This is a genomic window from Roseovarius mucosus, assembly GCF_002080415.1.
In the GTDB taxonomy this organism is placed as follows: domain Bacteria; phylum Pseudomonadota; class Alphaproteobacteria; order Rhodobacterales; family Rhodobacteraceae; genus Roseovarius; species Roseovarius mucosus_A.
On record NZ_CP020474.1, the window covers coordinates 2,164,290 to 2,187,398 of the forward strand.

The 23,109-nt window shown below is 59.2% G+C and carries 13 protein-coding genes and 1 tRNA gene; 1 reads left to right on the top strand and 13 read right to left on the bottom strand.

All coding sequences use genetic code 11. The annotated features are described in order from the left end of the window. Positions 1-2: 2 nt before the first annotated feature. The 11 genes from ROSMUCSMR3_RS10455 to ROSMUCSMR3_RS10495 all read right to left on the bottom strand — a co-directional run bounded on the left by ROSMUCSMR3_RS10455 (position 3) and on the right by ROSMUCSMR3_RS10495 (position 20,415). Complete coding sequence (locus tag ROSMUCSMR3_RS10455) at positions 3-1,226, bottom strand: hypothetical protein (protein ID WP_081507274.1); 1,224 nt, start codon at positions 1,224-1,226, stop codon at positions 3-5. Then, positions 1,223-1,774 (bottom strand): SCO family protein, encoded by a 552-nt coding sequence (locus tag ROSMUCSMR3_RS10460; protein ID WP_081507275.1) that lies wholly within the window; start codon positions 1,772-1,774, stop codon positions 1,223-1,225. Before ROSMUCSMR3_RS10460 ends, ROSMUCSMR3_RS10455 begins: the two co-directional genes overlap by 4 nt. Beyond that, on the bottom strand, positions 1,771-3,597 hold the full coding sequence (locus ROSMUCSMR3_RS10465) for a hypothetical protein (RefSeq protein ID WP_081507276.1): 1,827 nt from the start codon (positions 3,595-3,597) through the stop codon (positions 1,771-1,773). Before ROSMUCSMR3_RS10465 ends, ROSMUCSMR3_RS10460 begins: the two co-directional genes overlap by 4 nt. Continuing rightward, complete coding sequence (locus ROSMUCSMR3_RS10470) at positions 3,579-11,459, bottom strand: hypothetical protein (protein WP_081507277.1); 7,881 nt, start codon at positions 11,457-11,459, stop codon at positions 3,579-3,581. The genes ROSMUCSMR3_RS10465 and ROSMUCSMR3_RS10470 overlap by 19 nt, the downstream gene beginning before the upstream one ends. Positions 11,460-11,710: 251 nt before the next feature. Beyond that, positions 11,711-11,941: a hypothetical protein gene (locus tag ROSMUCSMR3_RS21135; RefSeq protein ID WP_157667286.1), complete on the bottom strand. Its 231-nt coding sequence runs from the start codon at positions 11,939-11,941 to the stop codon at positions 11,711-11,713. Positions 11,942-12,097: 156 nt separating this feature from the next. Beyond that, entirely contained in the window at positions 12,098-12,877 is a 780-nt protein-coding gene (locus ROSMUCSMR3_RS10475; RefSeq protein WP_157667287.1) for a hypothetical protein, read from the bottom strand. A gap of 217 nt (positions 12,878-13,094) precedes the next feature. Next, positions 13,095-14,771 (bottom strand): carbamoyltransferase, encoded by a 1,677-nt coding sequence (locus ROSMUCSMR3_RS10480; protein ID WP_081507279.1) that lies wholly within the window; start codon positions 14,769-14,771, stop codon positions 13,095-13,097. Further along, complete coding sequence (locus ROSMUCSMR3_RS21010) at positions 14,771-14,947, bottom strand: acyl carrier protein (RefSeq protein WP_219434894.1); 177 nt, start codon at positions 14,945-14,947, stop codon at positions 14,771-14,773. The genes ROSMUCSMR3_RS10480 and ROSMUCSMR3_RS21010 overlap by 1 nt, the downstream gene beginning before the upstream one ends. Positions 14,948-15,033: 86 nt before the next feature. After that, on the bottom strand, positions 15,034-17,187 hold the full coding sequence (locus ROSMUCSMR3_RS21015; RefSeq protein WP_087148873.1) for a cytochrome P450: 2,154 nt from the start codon (positions 17,185-17,187) through the stop codon (positions 15,034-15,036). A 5-nt stretch (positions 17,188-17,192) separates the two neighbouring features. Further along, a complete protein-coding gene (locus tag ROSMUCSMR3_RS10490) occupies positions 17,193-18,803 on the bottom strand; it encodes an AMP-binding protein (protein ID WP_157667289.1) in 1,611 nt (536 codons plus the stop codon). 82 nt (positions 18,804-18,885) lie between these two features. Continuing rightward, on the bottom strand, positions 18,886-20,415 hold the full coding sequence (locus ROSMUCSMR3_RS10495) for a radical SAM protein (RefSeq protein WP_008282693.1): 1,530 nt from the start codon (positions 20,413-20,415) through the stop codon (positions 18,886-18,888). A gap of 697 nt (positions 20,416-21,112) precedes the next feature. Between ROSMUCSMR3_RS10495 and ROSMUCSMR3_RS10500 the strand changes: the two genes are divergently transcribed. Beyond that, a tRNA-Thr gene (locus ROSMUCSMR3_RS10500) sits at positions 21,113-21,188 on the top strand. 80 nt (positions 21,189-21,268) lie between these two features. Here the strand turns inward: ROSMUCSMR3_RS10500 and ROSMUCSMR3_RS10505 are convergent. Next, complete coding sequence (locus ROSMUCSMR3_RS10505) at positions 21,269-21,685, bottom strand: nuclear transport factor 2 family protein (protein WP_081507282.1); 417 nt, start codon at positions 21,683-21,685, stop codon at positions 21,269-21,271. Positions 21,686-21,866: 181 nt separating this feature from the next. Further along, positions 21,867-23,099 carry an amidohydrolase family protein gene (locus ROSMUCSMR3_RS10510; RefSeq protein ID WP_037298637.1) on the bottom strand — a complete coding sequence of 411 codons (1,233 nt, stop codon included), beginning with the start codon at positions 23,097-23,099 and terminating at the stop codon, positions 21,867-21,869. Positions 23,100-23,109 lie beyond the last annotated feature (10 nt).

Consider the following 23,109-nt stretch of genomic DNA (forward strand, 5'->3'; position numbering starts at 1 on the left):
CTCTAGGGCATCGGGACAACGGCGATTTCTTCGGTGCCGGTCAGTGGAAAACGCGCGTAGTCCAATCCGATATCTACAAGCACCGTATCCCCAAGCGCCCTGAGCAGCCTCGCCCGGGTGACATCGCGCCCAGCCGCCTTTAGCGCCTCTGCGAGAACGGCGCCTGCCTCTTGTGCATGGATCTGGATCGGATGCGTCTGCGCCGTGATGGCATCCGAGACAATGCGTGGGGTTTCGATGGCGACCATGATCGTTTGGTCGGGTGCGGCTGTGGTGCTTCGCGCTGCAAGGCTTTGCCACGTGATCCAGACCCTTGCTGCGCTGTTCTGTGGCAGGGGGGAGGCATCGAGCACGACGATATCCTCGGCCTCTTTTGCATGATCGGTCTGCGCGCGGTCTGGTGCGGCCAGTGATAGCGCCAGTGCAAAGGCGCTGCGTTGCGCCGGGTCTTGCGATACGACCAAGATCGGCCTTTGCCCCTTGGTCGCGACTTCCGCTGCGAGCGCTGCGTGCAGCGCATCCCGCGAGGGCGTGATGCCGCGCAGGATGCTGGAATCCTCGTTACCCGAAAGCGCGCCGACAGGTGCCAGAACAGGCAGGCCAAGCTGTGTGAAGGGGTTCACCGCCGCAACTGGCAGGCCGATCACGGCGAGCAGATCGTGCGCCTCGCCGGGCTGTGTTGCATCAACGGGCACCAATTCTATCTGCCGCCCGTAAACGCGGTCGCCGCCCAGCCGCTCTGACAGCGATTTCGCCAGCGCAGCCCTGTAGCCATCGGAAATTTCAGCGGCACCCGGAATGGTGGCAACCCCGATCCGCAGCCTGTCGGATAGCACGCCGCGCCTCTGGATTTCGTGCAGTCGGCCCAGATAGGCACGCAGGGTGTCTGTCTCGGCGCGGTTGAGCGCGTAACGCGGCATGAGGCGGCTGAGCGGCCTGCCATCCACTGCGATACCTTCTGTTACCGCACGGTGGAACGTATCGGCACCGTATCCCGGCCTGTCAGCGGAGGCCACCGAAAGACGCGACCATTCGATTGGCGGCACGTCGCCCTCGATTCCCCCCTGCCCGTCGCGCCCGTGGCAGGTGTGGCACGGAAAACGGATAAGACTGCGTTCGCCAGCCGGATCGGCGACAGCGGCTTGGCCGGTGAACATCTCGTGCCCGTCTTGCGCCATGCTGGCCGTGCCAAGAAACAGCAGCGCTGCCAGAAAAAGCCCCCTCACCGGATCAGCGATGCGACCAGATCTGCCAATTCTTGCGCCTCGGGTATGGATTGTGACCTGTAAAAGCGTTCCGACTGCAAATCCCCGACAATAAACACCGGGTCATGAAGGACGATATTGGCGAAATCTGCATCGAACGCTGCCAGAAGGCGCGACACCTCGCCCGGCGTGCCGGTCAGCCATGACCAGCGCTCACTTGCGCCAAAGGTGTCTGCCGCTTTGCGCATATGGGCGGGCGTGTCGCGACCCGGGTCGATGGTGATTGACAGCAGCCGCACCGGCGCATCGATCGGCAGCATATCGTCCAGTTCGGCCATCACGTCATTGCCGATTGGGCAGATCGACTCGCAGGTTGTGTAGTTGAAGTTGATCACAAGCATCTGCCCATCGGTCAACGGGCCGTGGAACGCCTGCTCTCGGGCATATTGGTCAATCAGCGTCACCTGCGGCATCGCCAGACGTTCACGGGCAAAATCCGCCGTTGCAGGCCCATCGGCCAAAGCGGGGGCAGCGGCCATAAAAAGCGTAAGAAGCGCTGTGCGGATCATGGAGTTTCCTTCTCGGAGCGTGCCTTGAGGATGAGAGCAGAGCGTAGCGCCAAGCCTTGCGGCAAGTCGCGGGGCTGTACCACGAATGGCCCTTCATGCGGCAAGGTCAGGCGCGCCCGCAAGAGACCGGCCGCGTCGGCGGTTGCCGTCGCCTCGACCATCGTGCCCGAGAGCATGCTTGGCACCATCAGGTGCAGGCCGGGCACTGGTAGCGGGCGGTCGTCGGGGCCCGTCACCTGGAATACGAGGTCAAAGGGTTCCCCGGCGACCGGGACTTGGGCACCCTCGCGCACAAGCCGTACCGGGGTTAGGGCATGCTGTTCGACGAAGCCGCGAACATGAAAGGGCACGCAGGTTGAGAGTTGGCCCGCGAAGGTTGTTAGAATCAGTTCGCGCGCGCCCGCATCAAAGGCCCATACTGTTTCGAAGACGCCGGTTTCCACCTCTTGAAAGCTGCGGTCGATCACCTGAAGCGATTGCGGAATACCACCGCGCAAGCGGATCGAGTCCATCGGCGGCATCTCGACGGTCGAGGCCAACTCGCCTACCAACCAGCCGGTCTGAAACCGCGGCTCGACCGCGATGACCTGTGGCGAGGGAAAGAGCGGCACCAGCAGCCCATCTGTGCCCTCGGGCCGCTCGGTCTTGGCCCCAAGGTCGATCTTGCGCAGCACGGCCGCCTTGCCCAGTGCGACAGTGGCGAGATCAATCGCACCAAGAAAGCCGCCATCATGGCTGAGGATGAAGGCGGCGTTATCGGTAAAGGTGACCTCGCTGACGCTGGCATCGGCCAGTTCCACGGATTGCACCACGCGGCCAAGTGCAAGGTCGATCAGCGCCACAATGCTATCGCCGGGGGTATAAGCCAGAGCGATACGCGCATCGGGCCCGGTTTCGATTCGGGCGAATGTCTTGCCAAGTGGGATCGTCAGTGGCGCATCGGGGGCATCGGCATAGCGCATCTCGGCCTGCGGGGCGTCGCGCAGAACGGCCAACAGGCCGGTATCGCCGACGATGCTCAGGTCTGCCACGGGGCTGGAAAAGGTGGTGTTCAGGATGTCTCGCCCGGTTGCCCCGTCAAGCAGAAACGCTGCGCCCGCTGGTGTATAGGCGGCGATACTGTCGGTTTCAGGATCGCGCGGACGGGTCAGCGTAACCGCGTCAACACCCAAGCGCCGCGTCTCGCGCAGGGTGCCGTCTGGTGACAGGCGCATCACCTGCCCTGCACGATCCCCAGCCCAGAGATCACCCGTGCGCGCCGTGACCAGCGAGGTAACACCGGGCAGCCCCTCGGCCAGCACATGCCGATCCGGGCCGGTCAGGCTGGCGGCGAGAATGATCCCGTCATTGGGATAGCCCACGTAAGCCCGCATTTGTCGTGCGCTGGTGGCGACAGAGGTGGGTGCGCCATCAAGGCGATGCGCGGCGACCAAGTTCGAGGAATAGAAGTTTAGCTTGGGATCAACCACGCTAAGGCTTGCATCGCTGTTGTAGGTGGCCAGCAGGATTCCGTTCAGGTCGACAGACCCAAGCGGTGTTCGACGGGTCGCGCGGTAGTTTTGTGCAGCCCTTTCGCAGCCGGGATTATCCGCAGCCACGCCCCGCACCCAGCCCAACAAATCCACGCCGCGCGGTGGCAGGCCAGTTACGGGATCCGTAAGTTGGACGCGCAGGCGCACGGGTTTCCCGTCATCTGCGGTGGTGGGCGCGCCGGTGATAGGGTCGTGCAGGGTCAGCGCCGCAGTAAGGCTGGCCTGCGCCCTGCCTTGCCCCGTCGTGGCCAGTACGGCCAGCAGAAGGGCGATCAGCGGCGCGCGCTGCATGATGTCGCCTTGGGGTCGCGGGCCTGCGCCGGTGTCAGCACGTCGAGCAGCCCCCAAACCCCACCTGCACGCAGGTGTAGCGGGCCGTCAAACCACAGGTAGCAGCCCGGCTCGACCACTTTGGTCAGCGACGCCGTGATCGCCTTGCCCGGAGCGAGCAACGCGGCACGGGGGAAACCAAAGCCCGGAAACAGATCGCTGTAATCCTGCGCGATGGTGGCGAAGGCACGCTGGCGCGCGCGACCGCCCGGATGGACCACGTGCACCACCACCTCTTCGCCCGCCACAGCTCTGAGAACCGGCATCGGTGCCTTGGTCGCGGTTGGGATTTCAGTTGGTTTCAGTTTCCAGAAGGCTGTGCCAAAGTCTTTTTCATTGAGGTTATAGTGGGATTCGACGGGCCCAAGATTGGTATCCCGCAGCCGCACATGGAATGGCTCGCTAAGATAGCTCACGCCCTTGTCGCCCCAATCGTAGCTGTCATCACAGATCGCGCAATCCTTGACCAGCCGCTCATTCGAGCCCCCGAGCGCCCAGATATCGGCGGTGTCACGGTCGCGCTGGTTCAACCCGTCCTGCCAGAACAAGGTGAATTGCCGGATCGGGTGGCTGCCTGCACCATCCGGACCGCGGGCGCGCAGTGTCGCGTGCCACATTGGTGGCCAAGCGCTGCGTGCGCCGGCTGGTGGCACGATCACGTAATTCTCACACAGGAGGCGGATCGTGCGGTTCGGCAGGCGCTCAAGCTCGAGCCAGCGGCGCGCCTGAAGCTCGCCCAGATCATAAAGGCGGAGCTGCGGCGCGATGCTGGTGCCCGGTGCCACGAGCCTGTTTTCACAAGCCTCGAAGCGTATTTTGCGGCCACGGACATCGCCGATAGAGGCGTTTTGTGGCACCACGGTAATGGCCCCGATCAACCCATGCGTCGGATGCCCGATCACATCGCCGAACGATTTGAGCGGCAGTGCGCCATAGGCATAGGGAATGAAATGCGTGACAAGTTGACGCTTGATAATCCCAAGACTGTCCGGGCTGGGCACAAGGCGCTCTCGGTCGATCTCGAACCCGTCGATTATGTCTGCCAAGCGACGGTCAAGGTCAGCTGGTCGCAGATTGGGGATGCGGTTCAACTGCCCGAGCGAGTCTCGGAGCAGGGTATCCCCCGGCAGAACCACGCGGGCCTCGCCCGACATTTGCGGGACACGGCCTTCGAGTTGGCGCAAGGTTCCCTGCGGGAGACGCCCGATATCGCGGAGCTGCCCGTCGATCGCGGGCACGCGGATTGGGGGGTCAACCTCGGGTGTGGGTTGTTGCGGGACCTCCTCAAGAGTTGTGCGCAGGCGTGAGATGGCCCCGTCGCGCTGGTCACGTAATTGTAGCAACTGATTGCCAAGAAGGGTCGGCGCGTTGCCCGAAGGGGCCGCCAGCGGAAGCGCGGCTATGCCCTCGGGGATCGTGATGCCACGGCCCAGATCACCGAGGAAATCGGCGGTTTGAGGGGCCAATGTTTCGGACAGGCTTGCGACAAGCGGCGTGGGCAGCGTGTAGCGATAATCGGCATAGGCAAGACCAGCGTAGAACTGGAACTGCTCAATCTCGGCAATGCGTGGCCGTTTTAGCCGATCGGTGCGGTCGCGGATCGACAGGGTTGGGTCGCGCTGATCGGCGGGAATACCACTGAGCGCCCAGATCGCATTGTTCCCAAAGGGCCGGCCATAGCTGCTCTGCCGCGTCAGGATCGGCAAGGGCAGCGTCACCGCGAGCCGTGCGGAGGGCACCACGTCTGTGCTGCGGTCGCTGTCGGCGTTCATCTCGTGCGGTGTGTTCTCTTCTTCCGAAGCAGCCTCCCATGGCCGCTCGACGTTGAGCGAGGTAATGCCGGGCATGCGCGCATCGCCTGTGCCGTCCGCAAGACCCGGAATGCGCCCGTCTTGGTAGCGCAGCGCATTGAGCAAGGTCACGAAAACGCAGTCACCGGCGTTCACGTTGATCACCAGCGGCTCTGGCTTGTCATAAAAGCGGCGGACGGCGTCGATCACCCGAGAGAGCGGGATCGCTTCCCAGTTCGTGCGCAGTTCGAGATCAAGGTCGGACACGCTTTGCGGCATATCGGGATTGATCAGAACTCGCGGATCGACAAGCGCAAAGAACAGACCGTCAGGATCGTTCAAGCTTGTGCTGTAGTTGGTGCCCGCCTGCCCCGGAAACACCGTCTCGGCTTCGATGGCGACGATGGCAGTATAGACGTTGGGGGCGTTGCGCGGGCACTCGGCGACTGGCTGGTAATCGGGCACCTCGGTCTTGCCACGAAAGAACAGCTCAAGCTGGTTCAACTCGGGCCGCAGAATCGGGCTGCGCTCGGGCACCGGAAGCTGAAGCCGTTTGAGCGCCCGATCTTGGCGCAGCTCTGGCAGCGCTCGCAAGGTGCGTTGTGCCTCATCCTGAAACCGCTCGAGCGGAACGATCAGCGGCTCTGGTGTGGCGGCGGTGTCTTGATCCGGTGCGGCATCAAGGGTGCCGAGATTACGCGGCAGCGCCCGCAGTTGCGGATCAGTCGACAGCTCTGGCAAGCGCTTGACCGCTTCGTCGAGTGGAGCCAAGAGGAGGCGCGTGCTGTCACGCAACAGGGCAGGTGGCGGCGGCGCATCGGGATTGTCGCGTACCAGCGGCTCGACCTCGGCGATGAACCGGTCGACCTGTTCCAACAGCGTGACATATGCAAGGTAATTGCGATTGTCCGCCGCAACCCGGATCAGCCCCCAGGCCCCATTCCAAAGCGCATCCTGCGATCCGAAGTGATACGGGGTGTCGGACACGCGCGTGCGAAGCACCAATTGCTCGCGCCGCTCGCGCAGCAAATCCAGCAGCGTTTGCACCGAGGTAATGCGCCCGGGCGCAAAGCGGTTGCGGCTCACTTCCTCGCCCAGACCACTGAAATTGTTGTCATAGAGAAAGGCGGCGCGGAACTCGAAATGCTCTGATATGCCGATTTCCTGTGCGGCGATGCGCCCATCGGCGTTGAAGCATTGCGCAAGCTGCGCCTCGATATCCGCCCAAAACTGCCGTTGCGAGGAACCCGCAGGCCAATGGTTGGCCCCATAGGCAGCCCATTGGCGATATTCGTCGGGTCGACCAGCCCGAGCCATGCGCACGCTGCTGGCTGCGCCCTCATTGGTTTCGCAGGTTCGCACCAAGGTCTCGCGCGGGGTGATCGGCTCGCGTTCCGAGGTTGCGCTTGGGAACATCTGGTCGATATTGCGGGGCAGTGTCATGCCCTCAACCGTAAAGGTGTGCTGCACCTCTTGCGCGCCCTGGATCAATCGGAACTGCAAGGGTTCGTTATCGAGCGCCTGAAAGATTGGCGTTGCCGGGTCTTGGTGCAGCGCGCTCAGCATGACATTCGCCGGATCACCGGGTTCACCTGTCTTTTGGCGACTGATCTCGCAGCGGTCTGTCACGCCGTTGAGCAGGGGGGTCACCCAGTCCTCGACACGCGGTGTAAGTGCACAAGATGATCCCGCACGGGAATCCTCGCCCAATCGCAGGGGAAAGGGCTCTCCGCGATAATTCACCAGATATGGATCGTGGTGGTCGACCGAAATGCTCTCGGGCCGGGCGGGTGGCGAGACGGGGCTGGCCAGCAGCGCCTCTGGACCGGGGGCATGGCCCGCCGCCTTGGCGCGGTAATCGGTCATGTAAAGCTGGAGGAAATCCGGTGCCGAATAGTCTGTGCCGTGATAGTTGACAGTAACCTGATCAAGAAGCGCGGGCGCAAGGCCAGCCTGATGCGCCGGATCACCCGGACGGCCCGCCGCAAGCCAGGCCGGTGGCAGATCGCCCATGGCACCAAACCAGCCGGTTCCATCCTTGGCCAAGGCGGAATCGCAGATATCAGACATGTCCTGAAGCCGCGCATCAACCTGCACCGAGGGCGCGCCGCTGGCCTCGAGCGCGGCGGCGCGGGCACCATGGCGCGCCTCACAGGCGAGGGTCAGCATGCCCTTCATCGCCATCGTGTCACCGCCCTGAAGCGCTTTTTCAACAGCCTCGACGGGCACGTTATTGCGCGGATCGTAGAGCAGCGCGAAATCAGCGATGGATACCGCGAATTCACGGTAGGTCAGCACATCGGTGTCGACCGGAAGCAGGTCTACGATCACCTTGCGTGCCCCGACATCCTGCGGCCCCGCTGTAACCAACTCGCGGTCGACGCGTGGAGCGGTGCAAGAGACCTTGCCCGGATCGCAAATCTGGGCGATCTGCGGCTCAATCACCAGCGCGGTGTAAAACCCGTGTTGCTGGATAGAGGACGGACCGAAATGGTCATGGCTGAACACCGTGCGAAGGGTGCGATCAGCCTTGCCTATGCCACTGCCGTCATCCGGCGCGCGCGTGTCCGACAGGATCGGATCGGCGAACCACCGTTGCGTCGTGGTCTGAAACAACTCGCGATACCCCGACAAGGGGAGTGTCCAGATCTTGTGATCATAGGCCTCGCTTACCTTCCAAAGCCCGGTCTTTGGGTCCTTTGCACATAGGTCGCCCTTGTCGCCGGAATATTCCCGCATCAACAGCTCACCGGGACTACGGCTGAAACTGACATCTGCAATGGACGCGGTGTTTTTGGCCGCACAGATGCGCGCTGCGATTTCGCCCGGCGCAAAAGTACCGTCCTCGTAGTTGAAGCCGTTGCTCGACCCGTCCGAGGCGGTGACGTCAAACTTTACCAGATGGATGTGCTGGCCGATGGTGTCGGTCGGAGTTTTGACCTGAAAATCGTCGAGTTCCAGCTCTTTGGGCAACTCGTTGGTGTGGCGAAATTCGATGCATTCGCCCGAGAGTGCGCGAAAGAAGAACGGCTCTTCGCTGGCTGTCACTTTGGGTGAAATGCGACCGCCGCCCTTTTTGTAGCTGTCCGAGCCGGGATAGCCATCCGCCGGATGGGTCAGAACGTTGATCCGCGCCTGCGGGTCATGCCAGCCTGCGCGGTTGGTGATCATATCCACCTGCACCGCCGAGCCCTCGTAGCGGCGGTATCCGATGACCGCTGGATCGGGCGTAAACTCCACAGACTTGAGACCCTTGAGAAACGGATCACTTTCAAACACATGGGCACCGCGTTCGATCACCCGCGCTGTCGCACCATCCATGTAGTAGAGCGTGGGAGGGCCGTTCGGAAAACGGTCGGTGCGTTCGTGCTCGACCCAATTCGAGACTTCGGCGTCGCCTGCATCCGCGCCGCCAACCAGCGGTTGACCCGCTGAAACGGTCAGGATTGGAAAGCTGGCCCCACCGGAAACAAAGCTGTAGTTGTCCGCGTCAATCCGCGTGATCTGGCCAAAAGCCGAGGGCGCGCCACACGGATCAGCGAATGGCGCGCCAGGTTTGGCGGGCGCGCCGTTGACGGTAAATCGCTTGGCTCCGCCCTGTGTCGGATATCCGCCATCCGAGGGCTCGAACAGCGAGCTGCTGCCGTCCGGTGCCAGCACCGTAAGCGCCGTGCCATCCGGCAGAACACCGTTGTGGTGAAAGGCCATGGCCGAGCGTTCGATCGGCTCGCCATCGTATTCCAGCAGGTCGATCGTGAGGGCCTTGAGCTTCATGGTCATGTCGCCAAGCGATAGCGCTGTGGCAAGGATCTGCGATTGCAGCGCCTCGCGCTGTCGCAGCGCAGGATCTGCCAGCGCCGAGGCAAGATTGCTCGTGCCGGGATCAGCCGCAAGACGGTCTGCCACGCTTTGCGGCACGGTAAAGGGCAAGGCGCGGGTGCTGTCATCGGTGACCACATGGCGCGGCATGCCGCCGTCGAGATAGTCACCCGTCACCATATCGCCATCCAAGGCGCGGGCGATGTCCATCGGTGCCTGTGGTGGGCGGTGGCCCGGTTGGCCTGCGATGTAGAACGGATAGCCTGCGAACGTGGTGATCTCGCTTACTGGATCGGCAGATACGCCGCCCTCTTCGTCAAGTTTCGCCACATCCATGGGATAGCTCGGCAGCACTGGCCAGGCCTGTCCCGGCAACGGTACAATCGCTGGCACTGGTGTGCCGACGTTCTGTGGGCCAAGCCCAGCTGACGGCTCTATCCAACGGCCGGTCGCCTGATCAACCGATCCTGGCCGTTTGCGCGCCTTGATCTTTTCACCCATCTCGGCCAGCGACAGGACCGGTTCCCATTGCCCGTCTGGAAGTTTGCGAGAGCCATCCTCGAGCACGTCATGAACGCGCCAGAGTTCCCACATCCCTTGGGCAAAGTGCGGATAGAGATGGCAATGAAAGATCGAATCCCCCACCGTCCGGTTGCGGTTGCCTGACCCCAGCGTCTCGTACCAACCTTGCTCGCCCTGCGTGCCGCGATGATAAACCTCCATCCCGCCACCGTAGATGTCGTAGGAAAAGCCCTGCTGCGGTGCGACGGTCTGGCTGTCCAGATACGCGCCACGATTGCCGTCATTGCCCGCAAACCATTGATGCGCGTGAAGATGGAAGACATGCGTCTCCTTTGGTCCGGCATGGAAATTGCGGAAAACCACCGGATCGTTGAGATAGGAATGATGCACGTTTGACGGATCGTCGCTGTAATGCTCGAGAAGAGCGGGATCGCCATTGGCCCAAGAGGTCAAGAAGAATTCCTCATAGAGGCATTCCTGGCAATTGGCGGCGGGGCCGATGCCTTTGCGGTTGGCAAGCAGCATGTCCCCCATCCCGCTGGCCCCGTAATTGATGGCGAACCCGTCGCGGACCCCGGAAAGCTGGCCCGCACCAAAGGCGCCCAGTTCCTCGAAGTTGCGCGGATAAAAGGTTTTCAGCTCGTCATGGAAGAAAACCGAGAATTCTCGGAAGGCGAGCGGGCGGCCCGCTTCGCGATCTTCGCGATACACGATGGCGTTGAGATCGGAATGGACCACCTCGAACACGCCTTTGGCGAAATACGCATTCGGGTCTTCGTCGCGGAGTGCCGCGTCGGCGCGATCCACACGTGCCAGCATGTTCAACAAAGGCAATGGGCGGCCCGAGATGGGATCGCGCTCCACCACCTCGTAGCGAGATGGATCATCAATATCAGCGGCGCGGATCGCATGGCGCACGGCGTTTTCCGCAGCCCGCCATACTGCCCGGAACGCGCCTTGCGTCACCTGGCTGCGATACCAGCGTGATGCGGATGGTTCGGCCATGACAGCCCCAAAAAGCCCGTGCGTCAAGCTGCCGCCATCGCCCTGTCCGCCCGAGGGCGCGCCGGTGCTTGCCATAAAGAACGGGCCCTCACGTTCGATCATGTAAAAGCAATCGATGGCCGCGCCCGGTTTGATCGCGGCAAGACCCTTGCAGGCATCAGGAGCCTCGATCATCTGGCCGTCCCGTAACCCAAAAGATGTCAGTCCCTGAATGGCCAAATTTGCGCCGCGCGTCATTGGCCAATTGCCATCAGCGCTGGGTCGCGGAGAGCCGTTTGCCGGTCGACAAGACGCCTCATCATGATCAAGCTGCCCGGAAACGGTCTCTTCTGACACTGCGGCGCGCAGGCCATGCAGCTCTGCGCCATAGGGCATGCCCGGCTCATCTGCACGGGTCTTGCAGAATGTCTCGGAAAATCCCGGTGCCTCTGCGCGTAGCGCATTGCCTAATCTGATATGAAGAATGTCACCGACATTGGCGCGTAGCGTCAATGGTCTGGGCCGCTTGCAATCGCGCAGGCGGACCTTGCCGGGGGCAAGGTCAGTGCCGTGGCTTTCGATGCCGAGGCCCATGTCGCATTGATCGGCTGTCAGCGCCTTGACCGGGGTTGCACTGCTGACAACGTCCCGCCGGAGCGCATAGATCATCCCGTACGGGTTGAAGCTGCCAAAGCGGTTGTAAACCATCATCTGGTCAAGCGCGACGATATCCGCACAGAGCGTGCGAGCGAATCGAGCAGCGCCTTCCGCTTGATTGACGGTGTCGTGGATATTGCTGCACTCAATAGGCTTTTCTAAATTTCCCTGTTGTGCCAATACTTTACTTGGAAAATTCAGCAGCATCGCAACCGAGAGCGAAATACAAGCGAAGCGATTAAAATTACTAAAAATTCGGTCCACCGGAATCTCCTGATAAACTGAAAATATTCTGCAACCTATCACATAAACTTGATTGCAAAAACCCGCATTGCGTGTTTGGACCCGCCCGACTTCAGTTTGGGCAAGCGCTCTTGCAGCAGAGTCTTGAGAATGTTCTGAAATTCCTGCTCATGTCCTGCGCTGACCTGACCGTAGAACCATGGCCCGGAAAGCAATGCCGAACGGCTTGTTGAAGAGGCGGCTGCTCTCCTCAGAACCTCTGAACTTTGCGGCGGGTGTGGCGTTTTCATTCTCGTTATGACGCCTGAGGGGCTGCAAACAGAATCGGTCAACCACCTGTAATCGCGGATGAATCGCCACTTTCCGTGAAGACAGGCGAACCAGCCCATCAGTGTCGCGCAGACTGACCACTGACATCTGATAGGCTGACCGCTTTGCGATGGTCGCTAAGCTGTAGTGTCTTGCTCATCCACGACGGTAATCCTGTACTCACGCAGAGTATCGACGTTCCAGGTCAATGGCCCGTGCAACGGGTTGGTCAGGAAAAGCTGCAGTGTCCAACTGCCAGCGATGGCAGGTGCGCGGAATTCAAGTAGCTGGCCGCTCGTCGCTGTCTCGGCAATGACGATCACCTCTAAATGCGGCAGCACGCTGGCATCGCATTCCCAAACGGCCAGAACGTCATCGCCGGCCTGAAGTTCGGCGCATTTGATCGAGATCGTGATATGCTGCCTTGTCGCAACCGTCTGCGGGATCGTTTCGGGCGCCAAGGCCGACCGATCTGAAACTGCTGGAGCTTTTGGCAGGGCAAGAGCGTGACGCACCTCGCCTGCAAGCGCGGATATCGTATCGGGACGAAAATAGGTGCCGTGCCCCCCTGGCAATATCCGGCAGGTGGGATTCACAAAAAGCCGATTCCAGGCGGGCCAAGGATCAATATTTCTCAGAAAGGGATTATAGTCCTTGCTCTCGGCACCAAAGAGCAACGTGGCCTGCACGGGCAAAGCCGGAACCTCTATCCATTCCATTGCTATGAAGCCTTGCACATCTATAGCGTTGAAAACCAAGTTGCGGGCCAATTCCCCTGCGATTGCTGCCCCTTGGCAATTGCCGCCCACTGTGCACGGCCTGTCGCGCAGATAGGATGCCAGGTCGTTGGCATAGGATGCTGCAAGCGTTCGGTTGTGCCAAGTGGTCAGGGATTCTCTTCGGATCACCGTATTCAAGGACCGCATGCCGATCAGGGGCTGATCTGGCCCAAGGGCCTCTGCCAGTGCCGGGAATTCGATCGCGCTATTGAAAACCCACAAGAGTGGCGGTTTGCTGCCAGCCTCGTTTGTGATTGCGATGTGGTTAAAGGCCCCGAACTTTCGGCCCGGCCATGGTTCCACAAAATTGCCAATGACCTTAAGCCAGTGTTCACACCTATGCGTGTCGCTCATTCTATTTCTCGATCAGATAATCATCTATCAGCACAGCATCCAAACCTGACGTCGCAAAAACGGCGAGAGCGTCTTCTACTGAATGAATGATGGGCTTGCCCATGATATTGAAGCTTGTGTTCAGAACGATGGGCACGCCTGTCAGCGCGCCAAAGGCTTGCGTCAAATCATGCATCCACGCTGCGTTTGTTGGTGACACGGTTTGCAACCGTCCGGTTCCATCCTCGTGAACGACGGCAGGAACACGCGCCATTCCAGCGGCACGCCACGGCAATGTCACCGACATATACGGAGAAGGTTGTGGGCGCTCGAACCACTCTGACACCTGGTTCTCTGCAATCACTGGGGCAAAAGGGCGATACGGCTCACGTCCCTTGACGCAGCGATTAATACGACCCTTCATATCTGGTGATCTTGGATCAGCAAGGATGGATCGGTTGCCCAGGGCGCGCGGGCCAAACTCTGCCCGCCCGCGCATCACGCCGATGATCTTGCCTTGAGCCAAATGCTTGGCAATCTGTCCCGCGCTATCGCCCGAGATATCGCTGACATGGCCCAACCCTTGTAAATGGGACAGGCGCCCCACGGCCTTTGGTGCCGAGGAGCTGCCCAAGTAGGCCGAACCGTTAGAGACAGGGATGCGGGTTTCACCCGTTGTTTGCATCCAACTGAGCATTGCCGCACCAATCGCGTTGCCATCATCCGCAGGTGCGGGCGGCACAAAGACACGCTCAAAGCCGGTGCGCCCAACAATGGTTCCGTTGTAAGACGAGTTTAACGCGCATCCACCGCTGAGGATCAGGGTTCCATCAGACCCCTCAAGGCAAGAAGCCAAGATCTGGTCGGTGAGATCCGCAAAAACCGCCTGACCGCTTGCTGCCAGATCAGCAGCCTGCAACACGGGTGCTGTATCGCTTCGGCCAAACTGAGACAGCGTTTCATGCGCCTTCACAAGAATGGTGTGATCGGCAAATCGCAGACGCCCCTGCTCCACGCTCAAGACCGAGGCCAGAACCTGCTGCAGCTCGGCCTTGGGAGTACCAAAAGCTGCCAGCCCCATGACTTTCCATTCTTCGCCCAAGCGCCAGTCAAATCCGCATAGGGTGGTCAGCCACGCGTAAAATGTCCCAAGGCTGCCGGGCCCCCAAGACCGCCACCGGCGCTTGAGCCGTCGGTCGCGCAGATCAAACAAGGAGACTGCCCCCACCTCACCTTCGCCGTCGATCACAAGGCATGCGGCATCGCTGGCCGTGGCGAACACAGTGGCGGATACGGCGTGACACAAATGATGATCAAAACGGCGTATCTTTGGCATCGTAGAGGCAAGGCGCAGACGCAATAGCGTGGCACCGGCCCCACGCTGGGCTGCTGATTGCAGCTCTCGCAGCCATAACCCGTCTGTAGCGGGCAGTAGGACGTTGGATAATGTGACAGGCACGTCAGCCTTGACGTGTTTCCAGCTTGTGGCAACCTGTAAGCTGTCGGTTTCTGGGTCAAAGCCGATGGACGACAATGCCGATTGAAGATGCGTCACATGATCCGGGGCGATGCCCCAGGCGCGCTTGTCTTGCATAAATCGCTCGGTCGCTTCGGCAAAAACAACGCGGCCCATTTCATCAACGATTGCAAGGGCAGGATCGTGCCCCGAGGTCGAAAGGCCAAGATGGTACTGTCCCATCAGGCTTCTATACGCCCCGCGATCTCTCGTACAAAGGCGCCCAACGTGTCATGCGCAAAGATGTCCGCAGGATCAATTTCCACTTGAAACTGATCCTCGATTTCACCGCTGAGCAGAACGGCCTCGATTGATTGCAGGCCAAGATCCGTAAGGACAGAGTCTGCCGTAATTTCCATATCGGCAGCCTTCGTGCGAACCTTTATTTGTTCAACAGCGAATGCAAGCACCTGCTCTTCAATAGACTGAGGCATTCTTCTTACTTTCATGAGGAGAGCACGCAGGGCAACGCCGAGAGTGCTACGGTTTGTGACATCGGGAAATAGCGCTGTCCTTGGTTTACAAGGGATAGGTTGGGAAACCGCTCGAACACGGCAGGAATCGCGCGTCGGATGATCAATCGCGATAAGGCTGCACCAACACATCGGTGCATGCCCTGCCCAAACGACAGATGCAAGGCCCCCGGGTTGCGGTCACGGTTGATAGCCTGAAGTGTGAGCCGCGCTGTATCTCCGGCTTTCATCGCCATGCCGGCCAGCTCAAGATCAGCGCGAGCCATGCGGTAGATATACTTGGGGCTTGCGCACAGGGCTATCAGCTCTTCCAGGCGGGTAGAAATCCAGTCTGGCGTCTCGATGTTGGCGCGCTCTTCGACCGGGTCCGACAGAATCAGATGCAATATATTTGCAAGGGTGTGGGACAGATTGAAGCTGGCCCCGTAAAGCACCAAGACAACCGCTTTGAGATCATCGGTTGAAAACCCCTCGGGGGGCTCTGCCAAAAGATCGCTGAGAAGTGAGCAGTTTGCGGTAGTGGGCACTGTCATCAGCGCCATCGCTTCGTTGAACTTTTCCTGAACGGCCAAAAGATCCCGCATCGACAGCCATGGCTCGAGAACAGCCTGAAGCTCTGGCGCCAGACGCTCAAACTGCGATGGATCGGACGGGAACACGCCAAGGATTGGCGCAATCACAGTCTGGCGCAATAGATCGGTGAAGCCGGTGACCAGATCCGGATTGGGCATGCGCGTCAGGTTGTCGAGCGCGTCGGCGATGGCCGTGTCCGCTAGATCTGTCCAGTCTTGCAGCCGCGTTGCTCCGAGGCGTCTGCCAATTGCGGTGCGCAGGGCTTCGTGGCGCGGGCCATCCATGAAGAACAGGGCATTCTGCGATATTTTAACCGCTATCGTCAGATCGCGCCCACTGTGCTGGGCTAACGTCGATAGGTAATTGGTCATCTGCGGCGGCGAGAAACGATCATTGTCGCGCACCACCTCATGGGCCAGCGCGGTATCACGGATATCGCACAGCCGCGAGGTGGCCCGATGCGATCCTTGCGCCGTTTCGCAGGGCAGCGCAGTAGGGGCCTGCATCATGGGGGTTTGAACAAAACTGCATTGCTCTTTGTTCAGCACAATGCTCGGGAAACGACGAGCCAATGCAGGGATCGACTGCGCAAAGACCATCTCGCTTAGGAACGATCCGGGGCATTTATGCGCGCCGCTGCCAAAGCTCATGTGCCGCACGCCTGATTTGGTGTCACTGCGCAGGCAGCTGTTGGTTTTGACGATGTCCACAACCGCCGCTTGCCCTTTGTGGAACGGGCACCCGGCGATGGTGGTCGCCTTGGGTGCGACCCGTACAAGGGTGCGCGTTGATTGATAAAGGCTAAGAAGCCGCGGCAACTCGCGCTCGGCCCAGCCAGGGCGCGCCGCGTCTTGCCAGTTGCGGGGTGGTCCGGTCAGCAGACCGTAGAGTGCAAAAGCAACAGACTGTGTGGCCGAGTTCGAGCCCACTAGAATTCCCAGAACCAGATATCTTGCGTCAAGCCCCGCAGGCAGATCGGAGCGCCGCCGATAGAGATACTCGATCAGCGTTTCGGGCTTGTCGGGGCTTTGATGCTCTGAAGGATCGGGAAAGGTGCGGATCAACAGACCCACCGCATGTTCGAGTTTGCGCAGAGTGGGCACGGAAAGATAAGGTTCGGTCAGCCGCTGAACCGTCTCGATGGCTCTGAAATGCGCCTCACTTTCGTCGATCTTGAGGCCAAACATCTGCGGCATGACCCGCAAAAACAACGGGATCGTGAAATTGGTGACCAGATCGGGCTTGGGCGCTGCTGCAAGCTGTGCAAGCGCATGGGAAACCCCAGCGTCCAGCATATCTGCCCAGTGCTTCAGCCCGTCTTTGCTGAAAAAGGGCGCAATGACGCGGCGTGTCTTAAGATGATCGTCACCCGTCATGGCAACAAGCGTATTTGCTGACAGGCGGTTGAGGTTTTCGAGCTTGATATCGCTGTTGTCTGACAGGGCTGCAAGATATTGGTCGATCCGAGGCAGCTCTAGGTCCCGAAGCACTGCTGCCGCATCCGATGGGGTGCTGAAAAACGAGGTAGGATCTGCCCAGATGTTGCCGCGCATGGCCGTTATTCCCGCCTGAGAACATCGTTGGGGTTGGCGACATAGGTGTCTGCCAAAACTTGACGGCGTATCTTTCCACTGCTTGTCCGAGGTAATTCACCCCGTGGCAGAATACGAATATCATCAAGTTTTATGCTGTACGTGCCAGTAACCGAGCGGCGGATAGCCGACACAAGCTGACGGTGGTCGCGCTGCGGCGTCATGCCTTGCCGAACCTCGATAAACAAAGCCGCATGGCCATTTGGCGCACCGGGCGGCACAAAGACGGCGGCCCCCATTGGATTAAGCGCGGTATCCTCTTTTGCCGCCAACCATTCAATCTCTGCTGCGGCGACATTCTGGCCGTTCGTGATGATGATGTCTTTCAGACGCCCGCTGATAAGAAGAAACTGCCCCGAGACCCGTCCGAGATCCCCCGTGCGCAGCCACGTTTCGCCATCCGCCGTTTGCACGAAGGTTTGCGATGTGTCCTTAGTCTGGCCAATATATTCCGCAGCGGCAGATCCCCCGCGCAACCACAACTCTCCTGTCGCACCCTCGGGCAGGACATGGCCACTATTTGGATCGCAAATCCGGATGTTCGCGCGCGTTTCCGCAGATAACAGACAAGGCGCGACGGTGGAGTTGGAAAGCGTGGCCTCGGTTGCCGGGATACCCGGCTCTCCGGCGATGAAGAGCGTGTATTCTGCCATGCCATAGCAGGCAAAGGCGGCTTTTGGATCAAGTCCTTGCTTTGCGAACCGGGTCGAGAAGCGCCCCAAAAGGTCTGCGGGGATGGGTTCTGCGCCGCAAAACGCGCGTTTCCAGCTTGATAGGTCAAGAGTATCACAGGCGCCTTCAGGAACACGATTCAGGCATTCCTGAAACGCAAACGCAGGCCCGCCACTGAAGGTTGCACGATAGGTTGAAATCGCCTTGAGCCAGGAGAGCGGGCTGCGGATCATTTCAAACGGGCTCATCTGCAGTGATTGCCCGCCGCTGAGAAGGGTGTAAAGAATACCCCCCATCAGCCCCATGTCGTGATAATGCGGCAGCCAGTTGACTGTAACAGTTTCCGCGTTCACGCCCCAAAGCCGTTGAAGCATCGCGCAGTTGGCGCGGATCTGTTGAGAAGTGATCGGAACGGCCTTAGGAAAACGGGTTGAGCCAGACGTGTGCTGTATGATCGGAGCCGCTATCTTGGGTGCGCTATTGAACGTTGCCAGCGGCACATTCGGGCCGTCCACCACATAGACCGGACAAATCTGATTGCCCTCATCATCACACAGCTGGGCAGTAACAGCCGCTTGATGGGCGCTTGTGCATAAAACCACCGTCGCACCGCAGTTTTCCACAATATGGCGCATCCGGCCCGGTGCATCTGATGGTCGCGGTGGCGCGATGGGCACCAGACAGCCTTCGCCGATCAGCGACGCAAGCAGCGGGAATAAAAACGCCTCGCCAAAAGGGAGCGCGGCGATCATCACCTGCGGCCCGTTCCCCAGACAGGTGGCCCAATCTTTCAAGCAGTTTTCTGCTTTTTCCAGCAACTGGGATCCGGTGTAGTGGGTTGCGCGATCACCACGCCCCAGCACACTGATCTGGCACGTATCTGCACGCGCAGTCAGAACATCCAAGATATCCTGTCGCAGACTGACGGTCGTTCCATGGGTGGACTCCCGTCTCGCAAGACGGCCGCCCTGCGTCGCACGTTCCATATCAGGAGACGCGATCAAGCTGAGATGAGCGTATCATGGAGGATCGCTTGATGGCGAAATAGGTGTTCAGATATTTGACCAGAATTGGCGAGAGATCCCATGCGATTTCGGGGCGCGCACGTGTCATTTCGTTCACTGCATCAATGACGCGTCTGGCATTGGGGTCCTTGGCCCCAGACCGCATGAGTTTCAGCATGACACCGGAACCGGCAATCTTTGCCTTTGACTGGCGTCGCAAATGTTCGGGCGCTGGCTTCAAAAGTTTAGCGACATGCTCGAACCGCTTGATCACATTGTCTGGCTCAAAAAGCGCGTCCACAAGCCAGATTGCGCCCTCGGCCAATTGCTTGCGGGTCATGTTCTTGGGGATGATATTGGTCCAGCAATCCGTGCCAGCAAAGCTGATTTCATTGCCGTTCTGAATAAGGCGTCCTTCGGCCTCCATTGTTGCGTAAAGAGGTGTTGCAACCGGCGCGACCAAAACAGTTACCCTGATCGTCACAACCGGAAGGGCCATGCCAAATTCGAACTGGCGCTCAAAGCAGCTAAGATCATCGCTGTCAAAACCGATCATCATCCCAGAGGACACCACGATGCCGGATTCCACCACAGTCTGGGTTTGCTTGACGAGATCCTGCTTCAGGTTCTGACGCTTTTTTGACTCTTGTAGTGCCTCGTCGCTGTTGGTTTCGATGCCAATGAAGATGTCTCGTACGCCAGCTTCGTTGCACAAATCCATGATGCCTTGGTCGCGTGCGATATCTATGGATGCCTGGGTGGAGAATTGGACAGGCTCCCGACCGTCACGCCCATTCCAAGCCGCCAGCACCTCCAGCAACTCTCGCGTTCTTTTGCGATAGACCGTAAAGTTGTCATCTGAAAGGCTGATGTTTCTATAGCCGTGGTCATAGAGCAATTGGCATTCTTCGATGACTTTTTCGGGCGGTTTGTGTCGCTGGGTTCGCCCCAGATACTGGATCACATCGCAAAAATGGCATTCAAACGGGCAGCCGCGACTGGTTTGAATAACTCCGGTGACGACACGCTCATTTCGATAAAGATCCCAGCGCGGCAAAGGAGAAAGCGCCATATCCGCCTTGCCACCTACATATCGCGGCTTGAGCGCGCCATTCCGCAGATCGCGCATGAATTCCTCTGCCGAAGTTTCGAACTCTCCGATCACGAGGCAATCAGCGTCGGCTTCGAAAACCTCTGGGGCCAGTGAAACATGTGCGCCCCCCATGACGACAGTTCGCCCCATTTTCTTGAATTCCTGAGCGATTTCGATGCCGCGCCTTGCTTGGGAAACATTCATGCTGATGCAAACGATCTGTGCGGGATTGGTGAAATCCACATCTTCAATCAGTTCATCACACAGCGTTAAATTTACATCCGGGTCAAAGAACGCGGCGACGGTCACAATGCCCGCAGCAGCCATAAGTGTGAACCGCTCGTCCAGATTGAGGGATGCGTCGGAAATAAGCGTGTCGCGTCCAAATTCCGGTGTTGGAGCAATAAGGTAAACGTCCATTTCAGAAGAACCCCATTTTAACAGACCACCCAGCAAACGGTGGCGTGTCGCCCGACAGGGCTCGGTGTCGTTGTTGACCCTAACGGCAGGGCTCGTAGCCTTGGGTTTGTGGGATGCTTCAGCGACATGTGGCCACGAGGTATCGTGGCTTTAATCGGACGATCAGCACCAACCAGAACCTAAGAAATTACGGGTACTTATTAGATAACTAGCAAAACTATAGTGCGACGATGGTCGCGCGCGCTCAGCATATATAGCTGCCACAATCCCACCAACCCATCCATGAGAGGTAGTAACATCCTCCGGAAGATCGGTTTAAGCTCCATACTCAGTGGTCAACTCAAGCGACTGTACATCTTGACGCGTGGGGCTTGGTTTTTCACGATCTTCAAGGTCGACTTGTGATCGCAGTCCCCACAGCATCTCTCATCTGCGGATGACCCAGCGTAGCGGTCTTGGCGACAAATGTCATCCCTCAAGCGGGCATGGCGCGCTAAAACAGCAGGGGCCACCCCTGCACTGATTCCACCTTGCGCGCCGCAGTTCAGTCGTTTAAACGCCGCTTCGCGTTGCCTCGATTGATTTGTGGGTGGAGCATGTCGTTCGAAATTTGCGGGTCCGCTCGCGAATGACTTGCAAAACCATAGGGTTCAAGGCAAATGAGAAGAACCAGTAGGGCCATAGTAGCGCCCGCAAAGCCCCATTAGCTCAGCTGGTAGAGCAGGTCCTTCGTAAGGACAAGGTCGGCGGTTCGAGTCCGTCATGGGGCACCAGTTCTCTCGGGCAATGCGCTAAATTCTAACCAAAAATCGGCTGATAGCTGCCTCTTCGGGTCCAGTTCGGGTTCTCGGGATCAGAGCGGGGCTTCGGCCAGGCCGGCGCGGTGCAGCAGAATTTCCGCACTGTCGTTCCAAACATTCGTTGACGTTATTTTGCCATCCCGCACCACGAACATATCCATGTAACGGTTGGTTTCGAACGGCGTGCCATCCGGCCATTCGCCGTATAGAAACCCAGTGTTGTAGACGTATACGGACCCTGTTTCGGCGTCGTAGGCGGCGTCTGTTCGTAAAAAGCGCTTTTTGACCCATTTGTAGCGTTTGGCGTTAAACGCAGTTGTATCCGCCGGTCCGGTAAACTGACGCCCGCCGGTAAAGATGACCTCGAAATCATCAGCGACATAGGCGGCGGCCCCGATAGGGTCTGGCACCATGGAGCGTTCTAGGTAGGCCTCAACGATTTCTTTGGCGGCGGTAACGGGGTTTGACATGGGGTATCTCCAGATGGGCTTGGTTCGGTAATTTGTGAGGGCGCGATCAGGGGGCGACGCAGCCTTTGATCTGACAGAGGTCTTTTGCGCCAAATATCAGCCGATTGAGAAGGCCGTTCGCTTGTCCGCCCAATCTGGGCCTGTCGATAAAGGCGCTTGGGCGATCCTCCATCCTCAACGCTTAATGGCTGTGCAATTCAGGCAATGCATGGGTAAACACGGGCTTGCCGCGTTTGAACCCGTACATTGGCTGAGCAAGCTCGGCCACGGCCATTGTCGCATCCCGGGCATCAATTACGACCAGATCTGCGGGTGCGCCTTTCTGGATCCCGTAGTCTTTCAGGTTCAGAAGTTTGGCGGAGCGGGAGGACACCATATCAAGGCATCCGGCCATATCTTCGCGTCGTCCGATCTGTGCGATATTGGCGTAGAGATTGGCCATTCGGATCAGGGAGCAATCGCCAAACGGAGTGAATGGGTTGAGCACATTGTTTGTGGACAAAGAGCAATTTACCCCTTCGGCGGCCATCAGATGTATTGGCGTTACGCCACGCGGCACGCTCAGATTTTCTGTGTGGTCGCGATGCATCAGGAAAAGATCGGTGGACGGAAGAACCGTGACGGCGACACCTGCATCCGCAAGGCGCCGTGAAAGCGCGGTAAGCCGATGGGCAGACATATTTGCGAATTTGGTGACATGGCCCACCGCAACCCTGCCGCCCCAGCCATATTCATCCGCCTTTCGGCAGACATAGTCCACGTCGAGGGACGTGGCATCGGAGCCGAAATCGAGATGCATGTCGATGTCTACGTCGAAGTCGCGCGCCATCTCGAAAACGCGGTCAATCTGGCCATGTGGGTTCGTGTCTGTGTAGGGTGCTGCCCCTACCGAGCCTGCGCCGTCCTTTAGGGCTGCGACCATCAATTCATCCGTGCCGGGGTTATTGAGCAGCCCATCCTGTGGAAAAACGCAGATTTCCACATCAATGGCCCATGCGAATTCCGCGATTGCATGTTTCACGCCCTCAAATCCCCGCAGACCAACGACAGGATCGACCTCGACATGGGTGCGCATCTGCGTGGTGCCCTTGAGCACACATTTTCGCAGCGTCTTGGCCGCGCGGAAAGCAACATCTTCTTCGGTAAAAGCGGCTTTCAGGCCAACGACCTCGGCTATGGCTTCCTGCAGGCCGCCTTTCATCTGACACCGGTCAAGAATGCATGATTTGTCGAGATGGATATGCGTCTCGACAAAGCCGGGGAGAACGATCCGACCGTTCAGGTGGAGGGCTTTGTCGCCTTGCTCCAGCGTGCCCGCCGCTTTCATCTCGACAATCTTGCCACCGTGCACACCCAGATCAAACGCCTGACCTGGCTCTGAGGGCAGGGTGATATTATGAAATGTCAGATCCATGAGGCTCCCT

Excerpts from the sequence above, each read along its gene's own strand:
- ROSMUCSMR3_RS10505 (WP_081507282.1), bottom strand. The coding sequence starts at position 21,685 with ATGTCAAACCCCGTTACCGCCGCCAAAGAAATCGTTGAGGCCTACCTA.
- ROSMUCSMR3_RS10495 (WP_008282693.1), bottom strand. The coding sequence starts at position 20,415 with ATGGACGTTTACCTTATTGCTCCAACACCGGAATTTGGACGCGACACG.
- ROSMUCSMR3_RS10480 (WP_081507279.1), bottom strand. The coding sequence starts at position 14,771 with ATGGGACAGTACCATCTTGGCCTTTCGACCTCGGGGCACGATCCTGCC.
- ROSMUCSMR3_RS10470 (WP_081507277.1), bottom strand. The coding sequence starts at position 11,459 with ATGGTTTACAACCGCTTTGGCAGCTTCAACCCGTACGGGATGATCTAT.
- ROSMUCSMR3_RS10465 (WP_081507276.1), bottom strand. The coding sequence starts at position 3,597 with ATGCAGCGCGCGCCGCTGATCGCCCTTCTGCTGGCCGTACTGGCCACG.
- ROSMUCSMR3_RS10460 (WP_081507275.1), bottom strand. The coding sequence starts at position 1,774 with ATGATCCGCACAGCGCTTCTTACGCTTTTTATGGCCGCTGCCCCCGCT.
- ROSMUCSMR3_RS21135 (WP_157667286.1), bottom strand. The coding sequence starts at position 11,941 with ATGAAAACGCCACACCCGCCGCAAAGTTCAGAGGTTCTGAGGAGAGCA.
- ROSMUCSMR3_RS10510 (WP_037298637.1), bottom strand. The coding sequence starts at position 23,099 with ATGGATCTGACATTTCATAATATCACCCTGCCCTCAGAGCCAGGTCAG.
- ROSMUCSMR3_RS21015 (WP_087148873.1), bottom strand. The coding sequence starts at position 17,187 with ATGCGCGGCAACATCTGGGCAGATCCTACCTCGTTTTTCAGCACCCCA.
- ROSMUCSMR3_RS21010 (WP_219434894.1), bottom strand. The coding sequence starts at position 14,947 with ATGGAAATTACGGCAGACTCTGTCCTTACGGATCTTGGCCTGCAATCA.